This window comes from Saccharopolyspora sp. NFXS83 (genome assembly GCF_026241095.1).
Classification (GTDB): Bacteria; Actinomycetota; Actinomycetes; order Mycobacteriales; family Pseudonocardiaceae; genus Saccharopolyspora_C.
This window is the reverse complement of record NZ_JAPFGB010000002.1, coordinates 179,833-199,526: the sequence shown is the minus strand read 5'-3', so window position 1 is coordinate 199,526 and position 19,694 is coordinate 179,833. Positions and strand designations below refer to the sequence as shown.

The 19,694-nt window shown below is 70.8% G+C and carries 15 protein-coding genes and 2 pseudogenes; 11 read left to right on the top strand and 6 right to left on the bottom strand.

The features are described from left to right. Positions 1 to 130 precede the first annotated feature (130 nt). From OOZ19_RS03135 to OOZ19_RS03115, 5 genes are all read right to left on the bottom strand, one after another. Entirely contained in the window at positions 131 to 1,234 is a 1,104-nt protein-coding gene (locus OOZ19_RS03135) for a mandelate racemase/muconate lactonizing enzyme family protein (protein ID WP_266088002.1), read from the bottom strand. A 49-nt stretch (positions 1,235 to 1,283) separates the two neighbouring features. Continuing rightward, entirely contained in the window at positions 1,284 to 2,078 is a 795-nt protein-coding gene (locus OOZ19_RS03130) for an IclR family transcriptional regulator (RefSeq protein WP_266088000.1), read from the bottom strand. Between the two features lie 171 nt (positions 2,079 to 2,249). Continuing rightward, entirely contained in the window at positions 2,250 to 3,671 is a 1,422-nt protein-coding gene (locus OOZ19_RS03125; protein WP_266087998.1) for an LLM class flavin-dependent oxidoreductase, read from the bottom strand. 75 nt (positions 3,672 to 3,746) lie between these two features. Further along, positions 3,747 to 4,250, bottom strand: a complete 504-nt coding sequence (locus tag OOZ19_RS03120; protein ID WP_266087996.1) for a flavin reductase family protein — start codon at positions 4,248 to 4,250, stop codon at positions 3,747 to 3,749. Positions 4,251 to 4,291: 41 nt separating this feature from the next. Further along, positions 4,292 to 5,593: a flavin monoamine oxidase family protein gene (locus OOZ19_RS03115; RefSeq protein ID WP_266087994.1), complete on the bottom strand. Its 1,302-nt coding sequence runs from the start codon at positions 5,591 to 5,593 to the stop codon at positions 4,292 to 4,294. A gap of 364 nt (positions 5,594 to 5,957) precedes the next feature. Here OOZ19_RS03115 and OOZ19_RS03110 point away from each other — a divergent pair, with 364 nt between their 5' ends. The 3 genes and pseudogenes from OOZ19_RS03110 to OOZ19_RS30080 all read left to right on the top strand — a co-directional run. Then, positions 5,958 to 6,476 carry a 3,4-dihydroxy-2-butanone-4-phosphate synthase gene (locus OOZ19_RS03110; RefSeq protein ID WP_266087992.1) on the top strand — a complete coding sequence of 173 codons (519 nt, stop codon included), beginning with the start codon at positions 5,958 to 5,960 and terminating at the stop codon, positions 6,474 to 6,476. After that, positions 6,365 to 7,156 (top strand): GTP cyclohydrolase II, encoded by a 792-nt coding sequence (ribA, locus tag OOZ19_RS03105; RefSeq protein ID WP_266087990.1) that lies wholly within the window; start codon positions 6,365 to 6,367, stop codon positions 7,154 to 7,156. Before OOZ19_RS03110 ends, ribA begins: the two co-directional genes overlap by 112 nt. A gap of 135 nt (positions 7,157 to 7,291) precedes the next feature. Continuing rightward, a pseudogene (locus OOZ19_RS30080) lies at positions 7,292 to 7,441 on the top strand (dihydrodipicolinate synthase family protein); the annotation flags it as partial. A gap of 254 nt (positions 7,442 to 7,695) precedes the next feature. On the opposite strand, the gene OOZ19_RS03100 reads toward OOZ19_RS30080, so the two are convergent. Then, the gene (locus OOZ19_RS03100; RefSeq protein ID WP_266087988.1) at positions 7,696 to 8,259 is read right to left on the bottom strand and encodes a hypothetical protein; all 564 of its coding nucleotides are present in this window, start codon (positions 8,257 to 8,259) and stop codon (positions 7,696 to 7,698) included. Between the two features lie 340 nt (positions 8,260 to 8,599). On the opposite strand from OOZ19_RS03100, the gene OOZ19_RS03095 reads away from it, so the two are divergent. The 8 genes and pseudogenes from OOZ19_RS03095 to OOZ19_RS03060 all read left to right on the top strand — a co-directional run bounded on the left by OOZ19_RS03095 (position 8,600) and on the right by OOZ19_RS03060 (position 19,651). Beyond that, on the top strand, positions 8,600 to 9,607 hold the full coding sequence (locus OOZ19_RS03095) for a sugar phosphate isomerase/epimerase family protein (protein ID WP_266087987.1): 1,008 nt from the start codon (positions 8,600 to 8,602) through the stop codon (positions 9,605 to 9,607). A 466-nt stretch (positions 9,608 to 10,073) separates the two neighbouring features. Then, positions 10,074 to 11,258, top strand: coding sequence for an ROK family protein (locus OOZ19_RS03090; RefSeq protein ID WP_266087985.1), 1,185 nt, complete (start codon positions 10,074 to 10,076; stop codon positions 11,256 to 11,258). Between the two features lie 215 nt (positions 11,259 to 11,473). Continuing rightward, entirely contained in the window at positions 11,474 to 12,622 is a 1,149-nt protein-coding gene (locus OOZ19_RS03085) for a Gfo/Idh/MocA family protein (protein ID WP_266087983.1), read from the top strand. Continuing rightward, positions 12,619 to 14,115 carry a sugar ABC transporter ATP-binding protein gene (locus OOZ19_RS03080; RefSeq protein WP_266087981.1) on the top strand — a complete coding sequence of 499 codons (1,497 nt, stop codon included), beginning with the start codon at positions 12,619 to 12,621 and terminating at the stop codon, positions 14,113 to 14,115. Before OOZ19_RS03085 ends, OOZ19_RS03080 begins: the two co-directional genes overlap by 4 nt. Further along, positions 14,112 to 15,116: an ABC transporter permease gene (locus OOZ19_RS03075; RefSeq protein ID WP_416309387.1), complete on the top strand. Its 1,005-nt coding sequence runs from the start codon at positions 14,112 to 14,114 to the stop codon at positions 15,114 to 15,116. Before OOZ19_RS03080 ends, OOZ19_RS03075 begins: the two co-directional genes overlap by 4 nt. 23 nt (positions 15,117 to 15,139) lie before the next feature. Further along, positions 15,140 to 16,186, top strand: a complete 1,047-nt coding sequence (locus tag OOZ19_RS03070; RefSeq protein ID WP_266087979.1) for a substrate-binding domain-containing protein — start codon at positions 15,140 to 15,142, stop codon at positions 16,184 to 16,186. Positions 16,187 to 16,230: 44 nt separating this feature from the next. Next, positions 16,231 to 16,938, top strand: a pseudogene (locus tag OOZ19_RS03065) (ThuA domain-containing protein); the annotation flags it as partial. A gap of 259 nt (positions 16,939 to 17,197) precedes the next feature. Beyond that, positions 17,198 to 19,651, top strand: a complete 2,454-nt coding sequence (locus OOZ19_RS03060; protein ID WP_323055093.1) for a PQQ-dependent sugar dehydrogenase — start codon at positions 17,198 to 17,200, stop codon at positions 19,649 to 19,651. Positions 19,652 to 19,694: the final 43 nt, after the last annotated feature.

Below are 19,694 nucleotides of genomic sequence, written 5' to 3'. Positions count from 1 at the left end.
CCGGCGAGGTGTGGTCCGAGGTGCGCGCGAGGTGATGGACGGGAACACATCGCCGGGTGGTGGGCTCTTGGCCGCGATCGGAGCGTCGGTCACCGGGGCGCGGAGATGACGAGCGCGCACTCCCCGGAGGTCAGAAGGAGGAGATCGGGGCGCCGAAGAGGGTTTCGTCGGGCGTCACGCCCAAACCGGGACCGGTGGGCATGGAGATGTGGCCGCCCTCGATCCGAATGCCGCCCCGCGGGTCGTAGTGGTCCGCGATGTAGGGCGCGGCGATCCAGACCCCTTCGTTGAGCCCCGGTCCTACCGTGGCGCCGACGTGCAGGCAGGCGGCGGCGATCACGTCTCCGCCCCACGCGTCGTCGCAGCTGTGCGGCAACCGCCGCGCGGCGCACAGGTCGCGGAACGTGCGCATCGGCTGCAGGCCGCCGATTCGCGTCACCTTCATGCCGAACCCGTCGACCAAGCCGGTGCCCGCTGCCGTGATGACCGCGTTCAGGTCGATGCCGCCCTCGTCCAGGTAGATCGGGTGCTGCACCTGCGGGCGGATGCGGGCCAGTTCTTCGACGCTGTCGCAGGGCTGTTCCAGCACGAAGGGGATGTCGGCGCACTCGCGGCTGAGACGCAGCACGTCGCGCGTGTTCCAGCTGCGGTTCCCGTCCGCCGCGAGCCGCACGCCCGAGTCGCCGACGGCCTCCCAGACCTTGCGCAAGGCCTCGATGTCGATCTCCACCGGACGTCCGCCGAGCTTCACCTGCAGGCGCGGGTATCCCTCGGCGACCCGGTCCGCGGCGATCCGCGCGGTCTCGTCCGGATCTCCCACACCGGAGGAGTAGTAGGAGGGCACCCGTTCCACCGCCGCGCCGCCCAGGAGCTCGGCCACCCGCACGCCGAGCCGTTTGCCGATCAGGTCGTGCGCGGCGATGTCGAGGGCCGCCTTCGCGTAGTGGTGGCCGTTGAGCAGCGCGTCCATGCGGCCGTGCAGCGCCAGCGGCCAGAGGTCGGCGCCGATCAGCCCCGGCGCCATTTCGAGCAGCGCGGCGCGGGCGCCCCCGGCGTGGGCTTCGGCGTAGGTGGGGCCGACGGGGCAGGTCTCGCCCCAGCCTTCGGTGCCGTCCTCGGCAACCAGCCGCACCAGCGTGGTCTCCAGCGACCAGACCGTGCTGCTGGCGATGACGAACGGCGCGTTCGCGACCGGCAGGTCGTGCGCGTAGACGTGGATTTCGCGGATCTTCATGCGGCTCCCGACCTGGGCGGAGAAGCGGAAGGGGAAGAACGACCGGCGGTCACCGCTTCGCGGAGTCCCGCCAGAACAGTTCTGCCAGGCGGTCGACGGTGCGCTGCATCTGCTGGAGGGCTTCGGGGATCCGGGCACGGCCGAAGCGGCTGCGGGGCCCGTTGAGGGTCAGGATCGCCACAAGGGTTCCGGCGCTGTCGCGGATGGGCCGCGACAGCGACAGCAGTTCCGGTTCGAGTTCGTTGTCGATGATGGCGAAGCCCTGTTCGCGGACCTGCTCCAGCTCGGTGATCAGGGCTTCGCGGTCGGTGATGGTCTGCGGGGTGAAGGCTTCGAGCTCGTCGGGCAGCGTCGCGCGCAGCGCCTCGGCGGGTTGTTCTGCCAGCAGCACTTTGCCGGTCGAGCTGGCGTGCATCGGGTACCGCTCGCCGACCATGTTGCGCGAGAGCACGCCGACCACGTGCGAGCCGACGGCTTCGGCGACCAGGTCGAGGCCGTCCAGGGAGTTCGGGATCGACAGCGTCACCGCTTCGTTGAACTCGTCGGCCAGTTCCTGCAGCACGGGTTTGGCGTGCGCGACCAGACCGGCGTACGGGTCGGCGTGCCTGCCGAGGCGGGCGAGTTCCCAGCCGAGGACGTAGTTGGTGTCGATGCGGTCGACCAAGCCGCCCTGTTCGAGGCTGTAGAGCAGTCGGAACGCCGTCGGCCTGCTCAGGCCCGCCGCTTTCGCGAGCGTGGTGACGGTGGTGCCGGTGCGCGGTTGGGCGGCCAGTTCGCGGAGCAGCCGCACTGCTTTGGTGACCGATTTGTTGGCCAACTCCGACTGCTTGGGCTCCTCGCCCATCGACTCTCGCCTCCTGATCGCGCCTGATTCGGGGGAGCCGTTCGTGCGAACAGGCTAACAGGCGCGTTCACTTAGTGGACGCGATGGCCGAAACCGCATGGGGGCGCAGCAGCTGGAGCCGATGCTGGTGCGGGGCTGCGGGTTCCGGTGGAACCGCAGCCCCGCGGTCGGTCAGGCGGTCGAGACTTCGAGCCGGTCGGCGGCGGATCGCCCGGCGTCAGCGTGGGTGCGGGCGAACCGGCGGCCCGGGTGGTCCTCGGCGAGGTGGACCTGGCCGGGCCCGTGGAGCTTCTCGCGCAGCGTGCGGCCCTCGTACTCGGTCCAGACCGCCTCGCGGCGCTGCAGCTCGGGCACGACGAGTTCGACGAAGTCCGCGATGTCCTGGTACTTCACGGCATTGCCGAGGTTGAAGCCGTCGACGTCGCAGTCCTCGACCCAGCTGATCAGCTCCTTGGCGACGGTCCGCGGTGAGCCGACGATGGTGGGCCCGCTGCCGCCGATCCCGATGAACTCGGCGATGTCACGCGGAGTCCACTCGCGGTCCGGGTCCATCTTCGAGAACAGGTCGACCATGGTCTGCCCGGCTTCGGTCTTGACGTGCCGCAGCGGCACGTCCGGGTCGAACTGGGACATGTCCAGGGCGGTCCAGCCGCTGTAGCGGGCCATCGCGCCGGAGTAGCTGACCAGGTCGCGGTACTGCCGGTACTTCGCGTGCGCCTGCTCGTCGGTGCCGGCGACCACGACGTTGAGCATCTGCAGCACCCGCACCGAACGCGGATCCCGGCCCGCCTGGGCCGCCTGCAGGCGCAACGCGTCGACCTGCTTGCGCAGCGCCTTCTTCGACACGGCGTTGACGAACACGCCTTCGGCGTGGGCGGCGGCCAGCGCGCGGCCCTTCGACGAACCGCCCGCCTGGAAGATCACCGGGGTGCGTTGCGGCGACGGCTCGCACAGCGCGAAACCCGGCACGGTGAAGTACTTGCCCCGGTGGTCGATGTCGTGCACCCGCAGCGGATCGGCGTAGACGCAGCGCTCGCGGTCGCGGACCACGGCGTCGTCGTCCCAGGATCCCTCCCACAGCTTGTAGCAGACCTCCAAGTGCTCGGCGGCCACGTCGTAGCGCTCGTCGTGGGAGGTCAGCAGGCCGTTGCCGATGTTGCGGGCGGCGCTGCCGGCGTAGGAGGTCACCAGGTTCCAGCCGATGCGGCCGTCGGTGAGGTGGTCGAGGGTGCTGAACTTGCGGGCCAGCGAATAGGGGTGCTCGTAGGTCGTCGATCCGGTCAGGCCGAACCCCAGGTGCTCGGTGGCGGCGGCCATCGCCGAGAGCACCAGCGCCGGGTCGTTCGCGGGCAGCTGCGCGCCGTCGGCCAGCGCGGCGGCGGCACTGCCCTGGTAGACGTCGTGGTACCCGGCGTTGTCGGCGAAGAACACACCGTCGAAGCGGCCCTGTTCGAGCAACCGGGCGTACTCGGTCCAGTAGCGGACGTCCTTGTAGCGGTGGCCCTGGTCCTTCTCGTGCCGCCACAATCCCGCGGAGAGGTGCGCCGGGCCCTGGAATTCGAAGGCGAACAGCCGCATGCGGCGAGACAGCATCGTCTACTCCTGTTCAAATACGGGAGGGGTGGAACGGGATCTGCTGCTGCGGTGCGGTGCACCGCGGCGGAGCCCCTACGGGGCCGGTTCGCGGTAGCCGCCGAGCGCACCTCGGTGGAAGATCAGCGGCCGGCCGCCACCGGCTTGCAGGCGCAGCACCTCCGCCACCACGATCACGTGGTCGCCGCCTGCCAGTTCCTGCACGATCGTGCAGTCGATCCAGGCGTGCGCACCGGCGATCTGCGGGCTGCCTTCGGCGGATTCGTGCCAGTTCAGCGCGGCGAACTTGTCGGCCCGCCTGCTGGACATCGCGTGGCAGACGTCGTGCTGGCCGTCGGACAGGACGCTGGCGCTGAAGTGCCGGGCGTGGCGCACCTTCGGCCAGCTGCCGGAGGTGGCCGCGACGCTGAAGGTGACCAGCGGCGGGTCGAGCGACAGCGATTGGAAGGTGCCCACGACGAGACCGGCGGGGGAGCCGGTGCCGGGGTCGCGCCCGGCCACGACGGTGACGCCGGTGGGCAGGTGACCGATGACGTCGCGGAAATAACGGGGCTCGATCGTCGCAGTCGGCAGTGTCATGATCGTGTTCCTCCCTGGCGGATACCGGTTGTGCGTTGCTGTCACGGAGAAGTGGTCAGTCCGGTGCGGACCTCGCGGGCCACGCGCAGGCCGCTCTCGATCGCTCCGTCGATGAAGCCGGCCCAGACGTTCGCGTAGTCGCTGCCCGCGAAGTGCAGGACGCCTTCGGCGCGCTGCTGGGCGGCGAAGTAGCGGGTGAGCTGGTGCGGTCGTTGCATCAGCCAGGTCTCCCGAGAGTGCGGGTCGGCCATCCAGTCGTGGCCGGTGACTTCGAGGACCTCCAGGTCGTCGCGCCAGACGCGCAGCGCGTCGGCGACGGCGTCGGCGTCGTGCGGGGAGATCCGGCGGGAGTCGGCGCCGAAGGACACCAGCACGGCGTCGTCCTCGCCGAGGAATTCCGTGCGCGCCACCGAAAGCGGGTGCGAAGCCGAGGAGTACGCGAAGAACGGCGCGATCGGCCCGCGCACCCGGATCCAGACCTTGACGCCGCGCGAGGCGGTGCCTTCTTCGGTCGCGGCGCGCTTCTCCGCGCACAGCTCGGGGGAGACGTCGAGCTCGCCGAGGATGTTCTGCGGCAGGGTCAGCACCACTCGTCGCGCGCGGATCGCGTCGCCACCGGACGTGGTCACCACGGCGCCGTCGGCGTCGTGCTCGATCCGGTGCACGGCGGTGGCGGTGCGGATGTCGGCGTCGGTGTCGGCCACGATCGACTCGACCAGCGAGCGGGTGCCCCCGACGAGGCGGAACACCGCGGAGGCTTCGTGCATCAGGTGCCAGGAGCCCGCGGTGGCCGCGGTCCAGCGCAGGGCGCTGGTGAACGCGCCGTCGGTCAGCGGGGCGTTGAAGTGCCCCACCCACGCGGCTTCGTTGGCGCGGTACTCCTCGACGGGGAGGTCGAGTTCGTCGAGCTTGTCCTGGACGCTGAACCCGTCGGCGGACTCCAACCCGGGTTCGGACAGGGGAGCGTGCGGCCGGGGGATCCGCTGCATCGTGTCCGCCAGCAACCGGCGCATGCCGGGATCGATGAGCTCCATGAACTCGTCGAGGGTGCCGGTGCGGCGTTCGTCGCCCGCCAGCCAGTAGGCCTGCTCCGGGCGCGGTCCGCGGGTGATGTCCAGGCCGTAGCGGGTGACCTCCGCCCACGCGTGCGGCTGGACCCAGTGCAGCCAGGTCCCGCCGATCTCCAGGTCGCGGCCGAGTCGTTGATCGGTCCACACCCGGCCGCCGAGGCGGTCGCGGGCTTCCAGCACGGTGACGCGCAGGCCTTGGCGGCCGAGCTCGCGAGCGGTGATCAGGCCGGCGATGCCGCCGCCGACCACGACGACGTCAGATTCCTCGGTCACGGGGCAGTGCTCCCTCGCAGTCGGTTCGTCCGGGTCCGGTCGAGCCCTCGCGGGGGAGAGCGCAGGGAGGGCCGGGGACGAAATACGTCTACTTACGAACGAAACGTTCATTATGCGAACGCGATGTCGATAGTGTGGGGCGGCCTGTCTGGCTCGTCAATAGTCTTGAAGAGTGGCGATTTGCAAGGCCAGGCAAGGACTTTGCTTGACCGTGCCGATGGCGGCTGTCAGTATCCGTGAACGAAACGTTCATTAAGTGAACGTGTGTTTGGGTGCGTCATTCGAACGGCCCAGCGCGTAGCAACCGGCCAGCGCTCGGCGCCAGCTCCGCCGAGCGGGACACCCGCGCACAGGAGGGCCGCCCATGCCCACGTCGAGCGTCGCCGAAGCCGTCGCCACCCTCGCCGCAGGCGGGAAGGTCCTCGTCATCGACGACGAGGACCGGGAGAACGAAGGCGACCTGATCACGGCCGCCGAACACGCCACCACCGACGAGGTCGCGCTCTCCCCGGGCCACACCTCGGGATTCCTGTGCGTGTCGCTCGACGAACGCCGGGCGCGCGAGCCCGAACTGGACCTGATGGTCACCGCCGACGCGGAGAGCCACGGCACGGCGTTCCTGGTCAGCGTCGACCTCCGGCACGGCACGTCCACCGGCATCAGCGCCGGTGACCGGGCCGCCACCATCCGGGCGCTCGCCGATCCGGGGCCGGCGCCGTCCGACCTGGCCCGGCCCGGTCACGGCTGCCGCTGCGCGCCAGGTCCGGCGGGGTGCTGGAACGCGCCGGGCACACCGAGGCCGGCGTCGACCTGTGCCGCGCGGCCGGGCTCAGCGGCGCGGCGCTGCTGTGCGAGATCGTCACCCCGGACCGGCGCGCGATGATGCGCCGCCCGGAACTCGACGATTTCGCGCTGCGGCACGACGTTCCGATGATCACGATCGCGGATCTCGTGGAGCACGCGCGCACGGCGGAAGCGGCGGCCCGGCCCACGGGACGGGCCGATCTCCCCACCGACCTCGGCACGTTCCAGGCCGCCACCTACCCGTCCGCGGCGGGCATCGAGCACCTGGCGCTGACGATGGGCGACCCGCGCGGCGCGGGAGCTCCGCTGGTCCGGCTGCACAGCGAATGCCTCACCGGCGACCTCGTCGGCTCGCTGCGCTGCGACTGCGGCGCCGCGATGAGCGCCATCGCCGAGCAGGGGCGGGGAATCCTCGTCTACCTGCGGGGGCACGAGGGGCGCGGCATCGGGCTCGGGCACAAGCTGCGGGCTTACGCACTCCAGCAGCACCGCGGGATGGACACCGTCGAGGCCAACGTGGAGCTCGGGTTCCCGGTCGACGGCCGCGACTACACCGACGCGGCGCGGATCCTGCACGAACTCGGGGTGAGCTCGGTGCGGCTGATGACGAACAACCCGGACAAGTGCCGGGCGCTGGCCGAGCGCGGAATCGCCGTCGCCGAGCGCATCGCCCTCGAAGTGCCGTCGAACCCGCACAGCACCCGCTACCTGGCCGCCGAGCGCGACCGCATGGGCCACCTGCTCCAGCGACCCGCCTGAGGCGGGGAGATCCGGTGCCCGGGAGGCGCCGTGCGCGACTCCGCTCCCGATGAACGGGGGACGGCACCACCACGCGGGCCCGGCCGCTCACGCGACGGCCGCGAGCGAACGCACGCGAGAAGAAGGGGTTCCTGCATGTCGCCGCACCTGAGCGGAATTCTCATCGCGCTGCCGACGCCGTCCACCTCGGACGGCGAGATCGACGTCGCCGCCTTGGGTCGCGTGGTCGTCCGCAGCGTCGGGGGCGGGGTCGACGGTCTCGTCGCCTGCGGGTCCACCGGTGAGTTCGCCGCGCTCGCCGGTGCCTACGCGCGCCCGACCTCGACGCGGGAGCTCGACGCGATCGACCCGTGTTCGGAGCAGCTGCTCTGCCGCACCCTTCACGGCACCTCCGAGGGCGTCGACCGGGCCTGGCCGAAGCCGTCGCGGCTAGCCGCTCCTGGGCGCGGCGGGTGCCGAAGGACCGCTCGGACGTGCAGCACGCGATCGCCGGCCGCGTCGACGCGCACGGGGACCTGCCAGTGCTTGAGCCGGCGAGCTCAGGGGGTCATCTTGTCGAGCTCGCGCAGCACCGTCTTGCGGGCCTTGTGCTCGCGCTCGTGCCGCTGCGCCTCCTTCGCTTCGGCCGCGGTCAGCTTCCGCGCGCGCCGGGCCGCTTCGCGCGCGGGCAGCGCGTCGAGTTCGGCGACCTTGCGCGCGGACTTCGCCGCGGGCGGGTTCGGCGCGCGTTGCTCGCCGCGCCGCGACCCGGCTCGCTTCGCCCGCTGCGTTTCGCGGCGTTCGGCCGGGGACAGCTCCGCCCAGGCCTGTTCCGGGAGGTAGCGCTCGGTGCTCCCGCCGTGGCGCGCGTTCGCCGAGCCCGACTCGGTCATCCAGCGCTGCTCGGTCCATTCGGCCAGGTCCTGCTGGGACCGGGTCGGCCGCTGCGGGTGCCGGTAGCCGCCGCCGTGCTCCTCGTACTCCTGGGTGAGCAGCTGGCTCTTGCGCGCGGACCACTGTCCCGGCCTGCCGCCTCTGCCGGAGGCCTTCAGCTCCTCCTTCAGCCGCTCCCGCAGCTCAGGATGGGTGTAGTCCTGCTGGTAGTCGTCGCGGTTCTTGCTCATGCGCACCGGGTACCCAACGGAGGGGCGACATGTGCAGATCGAGTGGCGCCGAACGCGGTGGGGCACCGACTTCCGCAGGAACTCGTGCGCGGGGTCTGGTGCTGGTGTTGCGGGTGGCTTAATTTGGGCGGTGTTCGTGCCCGCCCGGGAATGCGGCGTTCGCCGGAATGCCGCGAATCGGCGAACCGAACCAGTCGGCCCACTGCGGATTTCCGGACTCCCTCCGTTCTCATTCCCGCGAGCGCCGTGCCTCGTGCGGAAATCCCGCGGACGCTTCCAGGCCGATCGGCGCCCTCCCCGGCGGGTGTTCTTCCCGCACCGTCGAGCAAGGGAGATCACGATGCCGAGACCGGTCACGTTGTTCACCGGCCAGTGGGCCGACCTGCCGTTCGAGGAGGTGTGCAGGCTGGCCGCCGGGTGGGGTTACGACGGGTTGGAGATCGCCTGCTCAGGCGATCATTTCGAGGTCGACCGGGCGTTGGCCGAGGACGACTACGTCCAGGGGCGACTGGACCTCCTGCAAGCCCACGGGCTGGAGGTGTGGACGCTGTCGAACCACCTGGTGGGGCAGGCGGTCTGCGATCACCCGATCGACGAGCGGCACCGCAACATCCTGCCCGGCCGCATCTGGGGCGACGGTGAGCCCGAGGGCGTGCGCACGCGCGCCGCGGCGGAGTTGCAGGACACCGCGCGAGCCGCCGCGAAGCTCGGGGTGTCCACGGTGGTCGGGTTCACGGGGTCCTCCATCTGGCACGCGGTGGCGATGTTCCCACCGGTGCCACCGGAGATGGTCGAGCGGGGCTACGCCGACTTCGCCGAGCGGTGGAACCCGATCCTGGACGTGTTCGACGAGGTGGGCGTGCGGTTCGCGCACGAGGTGCATCCCAGTGAGATCGCCTACGACTACTGGACCACTCAGCGCGCGTTGGAGGCGATCGGGCACCGGCCCGCGTTCGGGCTGAACTTCGACCCGAGCCACTTCCTCTGGCAGGACCTGGACCCGGTGACCTTCCTGTGGGATTTCCGGGACCGGATCTACCACGTGGACTGCAAGGAGTCGGTCAAGCAGTTCAACGGGCGCAACGGACGGCTCGGCTCGCACCTGCCGTGGGCGGATCCGCGGCGCGGCTGGGACTTCGTCTCGACCGGGCACGGCGATGTGCCGTGGGAGCCGATCTTCCGGGGGCTCAACGCGATCGGCTACGCGGGACCGATCTCCGTCGAGTGGGAGGACGCGGGCATGGACAGGATGATCGGTGCGCCGGACGCGCTCGCCTTCGTCCGCAAGCTGACGGCGATCGAACCGCCCGAGGTCGCGTTCGACGCGGCCTTCGCCACCGACAAGTAGCGAAACCGCGCTCGCGGACGCGGAGTCCGATCATCGGCGTCGCCCTCGACTCGACGGGCGGCGCCGATTTTCGCGTTCGGGGGCGGTGTTTCCGCGTTCGGGATGTGCTCGCTCGAACCGCCTCGGCAGTGGGCGTTCGGCCCAGTGGGCGCAGGACCTTTCGGCGGCGCGGTGAGTCGGCGGACGGCGGAGGGTGGTTCGAGGTCCCCGCAACGCCCCGAGACGGTGTTCTTGCAGCGTCGAGTGATGTCCACTGTGGAATCGGGGTGGGGGTGAGCTCGTGCTCCCGCGTTTTCGGCGGAGTTCACCGGTTCCGGCGCCGAGGTCCGAACGGCGGCGGGCGGATGCGGCCGATCGGGCAGCGAACATCCGGGGGACATCGCGAATTCTCCCTTGACCGCGGGAGAAACCATTCGCTTACTCTGTGACGGACTTCATACGCTTCGTGCAAGAAGTGGGGTAGTCGGTGCAACCAGAGAATTCCCACCAAGCCCGCTTGCTGGCGTCCTTGCGGTTCAACGGGGCCCAAGCCGCGGCGGAACTCGCCGCGCAGGTGTCCCTGTCCCGCTCCAAGATCGGCCAAGAACTGGGCCGGTTGCAGGAGTCGGGGTTCGTGGAACGGGCGGGCAAGGCCGCGTCGCAAGGCGGACGGCGGTCCGGTCTGGTGCAGCTGTCCCGGCGGCTGCGCTTCGTCGGCGTGGACATCGGCGCCACCTCGCTGGACGTCGGGGTCACCGACGGACTGCTGGAGCTCGTCGCGCACACCAGCGAACCCATCGACATCAAGGACGGTCCGGACGCGATCCTCGGGCGGGCTGTCGAGGTGATCGACAAGCTGCGCGCCGAAGGGCACCTGCCGGGGTTGAACGGAGTGGGCGTCGGAGTGCCGGGGCCGGTGAGCTTCCGGGACGGTTTCACCGTGTCACCGCCGATCATGCCGGGCTGGGACCGCTACCCGGTGCGCGAGTACTTCATGCAGCAGCTGGACTGCCCGGTCCAGCTCGACAACGACGTCAACCTGATGGCCCTCGGCGAGATGTACTGCGGGCTGGCCCGATCCGTGCCGGACTTCCTGTTCGTCAAGATCGGCACCGGCATCGGCTGCGGGATCGTCACCGGGAACCGGGTGCTGCGCGGCAGCAACGGCAGCGCGGGCGACATCGGGCACATCGCGGTGCACGACACCGGCCCGGTGTGCGGATGCGGGCGAACGGGCTGCCTGGAGGCGTGGTTCAGCGGCGCTTCGCTGTCCCGCGATGCGACCGCGCTCGCGCGCAGCGGCGAATCACCGGGACTGCACGAGCTCCTCGGCGAACGCGACGTGCTGAGCGCGCACGACGTGGGGATCGCGATGCGCCACGGCGATCCGCAAGCGCTCGGGCTGGTGCGCGACGGGGGCCGCCGGCTGGGCCGGGTGCTGGCCGGGCTGGTCAACTTCGCCAACCCGGCGATGATCGTGGTCGGCGGCGGGGTGGCCGGGCTCGGCCACCCGCTGCTGGCGGAAGTCCGCAGCGAGCTGTACCGGCGGTCGACGCCGCTGGCCACCAGCACGCTGCCGATAGCGCTCTCCGAACTCGGCGAGCACGCCGGAGTGGTGGGCGCCGCGGCCCTCATCAGCGACCAGGTGTTCGGCGTCAACCAGAACCCCTGACACCACAACGCTTTTAATCCTTCCCTCCTCAGCGGCGAAGCCGCTGAGCAGTGACCACGCACGCAGATCGACCACCGGCGGGTTCTCAGCGGTTTCCTCGCGAGGACGGCTTTTTCCCTCGTGGCGGAGCCACTTGGGAAAAAGATCCCGCAGCGAGGAAGCCGCTGAGGTTCCGCCAACCGACCAGCTACGCAAATCGATCGCGAGGAGAACGCATGAACGTGCTCGGTGTCGCCTTGGTGGGTCATGCCTTCATGGGCGTGGTCCACTCGCAAGCGTGGCGGACCGTGGGACGGGTCTTCGATCTCCCGGCCCGGCCGGAGATGGTGGTGCTGTGCGGGCGGCGCAAGGACGCCGTGCACGAGGACGCCGCCCGGCACGGTTGGCGGGAGGCCAGCGACGACTGGAAGTCCGTGCTGCTGCGCGACGACGTGCACGTGGTCGACATCTGCACCCCGGGCGACAGCCACGCCGAGATCGCGATGAGCGCCTTGGAAGCGGGCAAGCACGTGCTGTGCGAGAAACCGCTGGCGAACTCGGTCACCGAAGCGGAGTCGATGGCCGAGGCGGCGGATCGCGCGCGGCGCGGCGGAATCCAGGCGATGGTCGGGTTCAACTACCGCCGGGTGCCCGCGCTGTCGTTGGCGCGCGAGCTGATCGAGCAGGGCAGGCTGGGCACGATCCGGCACGTGCGGGCCCAGTACCTGCAGGACTGGTTACTCGATCCGCAGGCGCCGCTGACCTGGCGGTTGCGCGCGGAGCGGGCCGGTTCCGGGGCGTTGGGGGATTTGGGCGCCCACTTGGTGGATCTCGCGCAGTTCCTGCTCGACGAGGACATCGTCAGCGTCTGCGGCCTGGTCGACACCTTCGTGGCGGAGCGCCCGCTGGTCGACGACGCTCGGCGCACCGGGCCGGTGACGGTGGACGACGCGACGATGTTCACCGCCCGGTTCGGCGGCGGCGCGCTCGGGACGTTCGAGGCGACCCGCTACGCGGCCGGGCGCAAGAACGGGTTGCGCATCGAGATCAACGGCAGCGCGGGAAGCCTCGCGTTCGACTTCGAGTCGATGAACGAGCTGTCCTTCTACGATGCGACCGAGGGCGCCGAGACCGCCGGTTTCCGGCGCATCCTTGCCACCGAAGCCGACCACCCGTACCTGGGTGCCTGGTACCCGCCGGGGCACGTGCTCGGCTACGAGCACACGTTCACCCACCAGCTGCGGGACTTCGTCACCGCCATCGCCGAACGCACCACGCCGAGCCCGGACTTCGCCGCCGGTCTGCGGGTGCAGCGGGTCTTGGACGCGGTGCAGCGCAGCGCGGCCCACCACAGCAGATGGATACCGGTGGGAGGCGGCAGATGACGGCCGAACTGCTGGCGATGTCCGGCATCGTCAAGGTCTTCCCGGGCGTGCGCGCCCTGGACGGGGTGGATCTGCGGGTGCGCCCCGGTGAAGTGCACTGCCTGCTGGGGCAGAACGGTGCCGGGAAATCCACGTTGATCAAAGTGCTGTCCGGGGCGCACCCCGCGGACGGCGGCACGATCCGGTGGCGCGGCGAGGAGATCTCGCTGTCCTCACCGGCCGACGCGTTGCGGCGGGGCATCGCCGCGATGTACCAGGAACTGGACCTGGTCGCCGGCTTGAGCGTCGCGGAGAACATCTTCCTCGGCCACGAACCGGCCACCGCCGGTTTCAGCCGGCGAGGTCAGGCGCGCGGCGTGGCGGCGCGGCTGATGGCGCGGCTGGGGCACCCGGAGATCGACCCGGCCCAGGAGGTCGGCAGCCTGCCCGCGGCGTCGCGGCAGCTGGTGTCGATGGCGCGGGCGCTCCAGCACGAGGCGCGGCTGATCGTGATGGACGAGCCGACCGCGGCGCTGTCGGCGGGTGAGGTCGACAACCTGTTCCGCGTCATCGGCGAACTCACCGCCGACGGCGTCGGGGTCATCTACATCTCCCACCGCATGGAGGAGATCCGGCGCATCGCCGACCGCGTCACGGTCATCAAGGACGGCCGCACGGTCGCCGCCGACCTCGCGGTGGCGGAGGCGACGACCGGCGACCTGGTCGCGCTGATGACGGGTGGCTCCCCGCCGGAACTCGAAGCGGTGGGGAGCACGGCCACCGAGCGGCCGGTGCTGGAGGTGCGCGGGCTCGGCCGCCGGGGCGAGTTCGCGGACGTGAGCTTCACCGTGCACGCGGGCGAGATCTTCGGGCTCGCCGGACTCGTCGGGTGCGGTCGCAGCGAACTGCTGGAGACCGTCTTCGGCGCCCGCGCACCGGATTCGGGCGAGGTGCGGGTCGGCGGTCGTCGAGTGCGGCCGGGCAGCGTCCCGGCTGCGGTGGCGGCGGGAATCGGGCTGACGCCCGAAGAGCGCAAGAGCCAAGCGCTGCTGCCGCTGCTGCCGCTGGCCGCGAACGTCACGCTGGCGTCGCTGCCGCGGTTGAGCCGGTTCGGCTTCACCGACCGCGCCAAGGAGATCACCGAGACCCGGCAGGTCGTCGACCAGCTCCAGCTGCGTCCCGCCGACCCGTTCCGGCCGATCGCCGCCTTCTCCGGCGGCAACCAGCAGAAGGCCGTCATCGGCCGCTGGGTGCTGCGCGGCTGCCGGGTGCTGCTGCTCGACGAACCCACCCGCGGCGTCGACGTCGGGGCCAGGGCGGAGCTGTACGCGCTGATGCGGCGCCTCGCCGCCGGGGGGATCGCGATCGTGGTGGTCTCCAGCGACATCCCGGAAGTGCTGGCGCTGGCCGATCGTGTCCTGGTGCTGCGCGACGGAGCAGCGGTGCGCACCGCGACCGCCGGTGAGATCACCGAATCCGACGTCCTGGACCTGGTCATGGAGGCGGCGCGATGAACGAGCAGACCCTCGACGCGACACCCGCCGCGACCCGCTCGACGCTGGTGAGCCGCTGGTGGGCGCGGGCCGACATCAGGCTGGCCGCGCTGATGATCGTCCTCATCGGACTGTGCGTGGCCGGCTACATCACCCGCCCGGACGCGTTCCTGACCGAGGGCAACATCTCCACCGTGCTGCGGCTGGCCGCGGCCATCGGAGTGGTCAGCGTCGGCATGACGTTCGTGATCTCGGCGGGCGGGATCGACCTGTCGGTCGGTTCGATGGTCGCGCTGTGCAGCGTGTGGATGACGACCTGGGCCACCCAGTCCCACGGGGTGGGTGTGATGGTGGTGTGCGCGCTGCTGGTCGGCACCGGTTGCGGCCTGGTCAACGGGTTGCTGGTCGCCTACGGCCGGGTGGTGCCGTTCATCGCGACGCTGGCGATGATGGCCTCGGCGCGCGGGCTGGCCGAGCGGATCAGCGGCAGGCAGACGCAGGTGGTCGACGCTCCGGCGTTCGGCGCGATCTTCCAGGCCGACCTGCTGGGCGTCCCGGTGCTGATCTGGATCTTCGCCGCGGTGTTCGCGGGCGGCTGGACGCTGCTCAACCGCACCACGTTCGGACGCCGGACGCTGGCGGTCGGCGGCAACGCCGAAGCCGCTCGGCTCGCCGGGATCAACGTCCGCAGGCACACCGCGCTGGTCTACGCGCTGGCCGGGTTCTGCTGCGCCATCGCGGCGATCATGGTGGTGGCGCGCACCACCTCCGGCGCGTCCACCAACGGCCTGTACTACGAGCTGGACGCGATCGCCGCGGTCGTCATCGGCGGGACCTTGCTCTCCGGTGGGCGCGGCAGCATGACCGGCACCTTGATCGGCGTGCTGATCTTCACGACGTTGAGCAACGTCTTCACGCTCAACAACCTCGAAACCGACATCCAGAACATCGTCAAGGGCGCGATCATCGTGCTCGCCGTGCTGCTGCAGGCCCGCACTCGCCGCCGCAGTTCCCCCAGCTGAATCCCCCACGTTCGGAGATCGCCATGTCCGCAACTCCTCGTCGCGGGTTCCTGTTCGGCACCGGTGCGCTGGGCGCGACCGCGCTGCTGACCGGGTGCCTGGCCAACGACCCGCCGCAGCAGCAGAACCCGTCCGCGGTCGCCGCCGGTGGCGACAACGCCGCCCCCGGCACCCAGGTGACGATCGGCTTTTCCGCGCCCGCCGCCGACCACGGCTGGATGGCGGCGATGACCACCAACGCCCGCGCGCAGGCCGAAGGGCTGCCCGACGTCACGTTCCGGGCGACCGAGGGCAGCAGCGACGTCAACCAGCAGATCGCCCAGGTCGAAACCCTGATCAACGAGCAGGTCGACGTGCTCGTGATCCTGCCCGCCGACGGCAAGGCGCTGACCGACGTGGCGCGGCGGGCCACGCGGGCCGGGATTCCCGTGGTCAACGTGGACCGCGTCTTCGACTCGCCCGACGCCTACCGGGTGTGGATCGGTGGCGACAACCACGGCATGGGCGTCAACGCGGCCGACCACATCGCCGCCGAGCTGCGCCGCCGGGGCGTCGCGGACCCGGTGATCGCCGAGATCGCGGGCACCGATTCGCTGCCGCTGACCCAGGAGCGCAGCGCCGGGTTCCGCGACGGGCTGGCGCGGCACGGGCTGCGGGTGGCGCGGCGGGTCGCCGCGGACTTCACCGCCGAGTCCGGTGAGCGGCAGGCGACGAACCTGCTGCAGGCCGCGGCGCACCTGGACGCGGTGTGGAACCACGACGACGACCAGGGGATCGGGGTGCTCGCCGCGGTCGAGGCCGCCGGGCGCGAGGAGTTCTTCCTCGTCGGCGGCGCGGGTTCGCGCGACATGATGGAACGCATCAAGGCGGGCGGCGGCGTCGTGCAGGCCACGGTGCTCTACAACCCGTCGATGTGCTCGTCGGCGATCGCGCTGGCGCGGCTGCTGGTGCAGGCGCGCGGCATGTCCGACCTGGCCGAGCACGAGGTGCCGCGCTCGATCACGACCTACTCGGCCGTGGTGACCCGCGAGAACGTGGACCGGTACCTCGACGTCGGGTTCGCGTCGTGAGCGCCGGGCGGAAGGTCGCGGGCAGGAAGCTCCTGGGCTTGGCGCTGGCGCTGTGCACGGCCGGGGCGCTGGCCGCTCCGGCGTGGGCGGGCGAGCACGACGAACCGAGCGTGCTGGTCTTCTCCGAGACCGCCGGTTTCCGGCACGAGTCCATCGAGTCCGGCATCGCGGCGATCGAACGCCTCGGCCAGGAACACGGATTCGCGGTCGAGTCCACGGAGGACTCCGCGGCGTTCAGCGATGCCGAACTCGCGCGCCACGACGCGGTGGTGTGGCTGTCGACCACCGGGGACGTGCTCGAACCCGGCGAGCAGTCGGCGTTCGAGCGCTACATCCGCGGAGGCGGTGGCTACTTCGGCGTGCACGCCGCCGCCGACACCGAGTACGACTGGCCGTTCTACGGCGAGCTCGTCGGTGCGTACTTCGCCGACCACCCCGAGATCCAGCCCGCGACGGTCCGGATCGAAGACCACGAGCACGACTCCACGGCGCACCTGCCGCGCCACTGGCACCGCACGGACGAGTGGTACAACTTCGCGACCAATCCCCGCGGTGACACGCACGTGCTGGCCGCCCTCGACGAGTCCGGCTACGACCCCGGCGAAGGCGCGATGGGTGATCACCCGATCGCCTGGTGCCACGTCATCGACTCCGGCCGCGCCTACTACACCGGTGGCGGCCACACCGAGGAGTCCTTCGCCGAACCGGATTTCCTGCGTCACCTGCTCGGCGGCATCCGCACCGCCACCGGGCAGACCCCCTGCTGAGCCCTTCGGAACGGCCTGCGCAGCGGAAGCTCAGCGGCTCGCTCGCCGCGGAAGCGATTTCTCGTGCAGCGGTCCTGCACGGCGACATCGCCTCCTCGCGAGGAAGCCGCGGACGAGGCACCGAGCGCGGAGATCGTTCCGCACGGATTCGTAGATCGTCCCGGCGATGCCGCCGGGACCGTGAGCGACGAGGAGTGACCTGGTGCGATTCCTACGATTGGCCGCATCCACGACCCTGGCGGTCGTGACTGCGGCTGCCCTGGCAGTACCGTCCGCGTCCGCCGCATCGCCTCCACCGGATACGGCGTTCGACCAGATCACGCTGGCCCAGGGCGAAACCAAGCTGGGCGAACCGATGGCGCTGGCGGTGCTGCCCGACCGCCGCGTGCTGCACACCTCCCGCGACGGCGACGTGTACCTCACCACGCCGGACGCCACCACCACGCTGGCCGCCGCGCTGCCCGTGTACAACCACGACGAGGACGGCCTGCAGGGCATCGCCGTGGACCCCGGCTTCGCCGAGAACCGGTGGGTGTACCTGTACTACGCGCCGCCGCTGGACACCCCCGCCGGCGATGCGCCGGAAGAGGGCGAGGCCGCGGACTTCGCGCCCTTCGACGGGCACAACGTGCTGGCCCGGTTCCCGCTCACCGACGCGGGCACGCTCGACCTCGCGAGCGGGCAGGAAATCCTGCGGGTTCCGGCGAACCGCGGCACCTGCTGCCACGCGGGCGGTGAGATCGACTTCGACGCCGACGGCAACCTCTACCTGTCCACAGGGGACGACACGAACCCGTTCTCCTCGGACGGCTACACCCCGATCGACGAGCGCCCGGAGCGCAACCCCGCCTTCGACGCGCAGCGCTCCGCGGGCAACACCGACGACCTGCGCGGCAAGATCCTGCGCATCCACGTCGAAGCCGACGGCAGCTACACCTCCCCGGAGGGCAACCTGTTCCCGGCGGGCACGGACGGCACCCGCCCCGAGATCTACGCGATGGGGCTGCGCAACCCGTTCCGGTTCACCGTGGACGAGCAGACCGGGTGGATCCACCTCGGCGAGTACGGACCGGACGCCGGATCCGCGGATCCGGAGCGCGGACCCAGCGGCACCGTGGAGTACAACCTGATCAAGGAGCCGGGCAACTTCGGCTGGCCCTACTGCATCGGCGCCAACGAACCGTTCATCGACCACGACTACGCGACCGGCGAGTCCGGGCAGCCCTTCGACTGCGCGGCGCCGCGCAACGAGAGCCCGCACAACACCGGGCTGGTCGAGCTGCCACCGGCGCAACCCGCGTGGTTGGACTACGACGACGGGTCGGTGCCCGAACTCGGCGAGGGGCCGGAGTCGCCGATGGGCGGACCGGTGTACCACTTCGACCCGGACCTGGACGAGCCGCTGAAGTTCCCGGAGTACTACGACGGGAAGGTGCTGAACTACGAGTGGGACCGGGGCTGGATCAAGGAGTTCGAGCTCGCCGAGGACGGGAACCTGGCCGCTGTCCGGCCGTTCTTCGACTCGATGGACCTGACCCGGCCGATGAACATCGAGTTCGGCCCCGACGGCGCGCTGTACGTGCTGGACTACGGCTCCAGCTACTTCGGCGGCGCGGACGACTCGGCGCTGTACCGCATCGAGCACAGCCCCGACGCGAAGACCCCGAGGGCGAAGCTGAGCGCCGACGTCACCTCCTCCGGTGAGGCACCGCTGACGGTCGAGTTCGACCCGGCGGGCACCACCGACCCCGACGGCGGGCCGCTGAGCTACGAGTGGGACTTCACCAGCGACGGCACCGTGGACTCGACCGCGGACGGGCCGGTGTCGTTCACCTACGACGAGCGCGGCGGCTACACCGCGAAGCTCACCGTGACCGACTCGACCGGCAAGGTCGGGCACGCCAGCGTGCAGATCATCGTCGGCAACACGCCGCCGCAGGTCAGCGTCGAGCTGCCGCCGGACGGCGGGGTGTACACCTTCGGCGAGCAGGTGCCGTTCCGGGTCAGCGTCACCGACGCCGAGGACGAGCAGATCGACTGCTCCCGGGTGCAGGTCAGCTACGCGCTCGGCCACGACACCCACGCGCACCCGCTGAGCGAGGAGGTCGGCTGCGAAGGCGTGATCGAGACTCCGGCCGACGAGGGCCACGGGCTCGACGCCGACGTGTTCGGCGTGATCACCGCCGATTACACCGACACCGGCGCCGAGGACCTGCCACCCGTGACGGGCACCGACCGGGTGGTGCTGCAGCCCGCGGACAAGCAGGCCGAGTTCTTCACCGACGCCCAGGGCGTCGAGGTGGTGGAGGAGCCGGACGCGGCCGGTGGCCGCAAGGTCGGCGGCATCGAAGCGGGCGACTGGATCTCCATCGACCCGGTGAACCTGACGGGCGTGGACGGCATCGGCTACCGGGTCTCGGCGGCCGGACCGGGCGGCACCATCGAAGTCCGAGCCGGTGCTCCGGACGGGGAGCTGCTGCAGACGGCGCAAGTGCCCAGCACCGGCGGCGAATACCTGGACGTGGAGCCGGTTCCGGTGACCGATCCGGGCAACTCCGGGCCGCTGTTCTTCGTGTTCGTGGGTGAAGGGACCGATTTGTTCGAAATCGACGCGGTGCACTTCACCGGCGACGGGGTGTCCGAGCCCGTTCCTCCGGACGACTCCTCGGCGCGGGCGAAGGGCGACCTGCCGCGTTGATCCAGGTGGTGGTGGCCCGCACCCACTCGTGCAAGCCGCGCAC

Bases quoted from the DNA above. Each gene is read 5' to 3' on its own strand.
- OOZ19_RS03130 (WP_266088000.1), bottom strand. From the start codon at position 2,078: ATGGGCGAGGAGCCCAAGCAGTCGGAGTTGGCCAACAAATCGGTCACC.
- OOZ19_RS03070 (WP_266087979.1), top strand. From the start codon at position 15,140: ATGTCCGCAACTCCTCGTCGCGGGTTCCTGTTCGGCACCGGTGCGCTG.
- OOZ19_RS03085 (WP_266087983.1), top strand. From the start codon at position 11,474: ATGAACGTGCTCGGTGTCGCCTTGGTGGGTCATGCCTTCATGGGCGTG.
- OOZ19_RS03100 (WP_266087988.1), bottom strand. From the start codon at position 8,259: ATGAGCAAGAACCGCGACGACTACCAGCAGGACTACACCCATCCTGAG.
- OOZ19_RS03080 (WP_266087981.1), top strand. From the start codon at position 12,619: ATGACGGCCGAACTGCTGGCGATGTCCGGCATCGTCAAGGTCTTCCCG.
- OOZ19_RS03135 (WP_266088002.1), bottom strand. From the start codon at position 1,234: ATGAAGATCCGCGAAATCCACGTCTACGCGCACGACCTGCCGGTCGCG.
- OOZ19_RS03120 (WP_266087996.1), bottom strand. From the start codon at position 4,250: ATGACACTGCCGACTGCGACGATCGAGCCCCGTTATTTCCGCGACGTC.
- OOZ19_RS03110 (WP_266087992.1), top strand. From the start codon at position 5,958: ATGCCCACGTCGAGCGTCGCCGAAGCCGTCGCCACCCTCGCCGCAGGC.
- OOZ19_RS03125 (WP_266087998.1), bottom strand. From the start codon at position 3,671: ATGCTGTCTCGCCGCATGCGGCTGTTCGCCTTCGAATTCCAGGGCCCG.
- OOZ19_RS03095 (WP_266087987.1), top strand. From the start codon at position 8,600: ATGCCGAGACCGGTCACGTTGTTCACCGGCCAGTGGGCCGACCTGCCG.
- OOZ19_RS03075 (WP_416309387.1), top strand. From the start codon at position 14,112: ATGAACGAGCAGACCCTCGACGCGACACCCGCCGCGACCCGCTCGACG.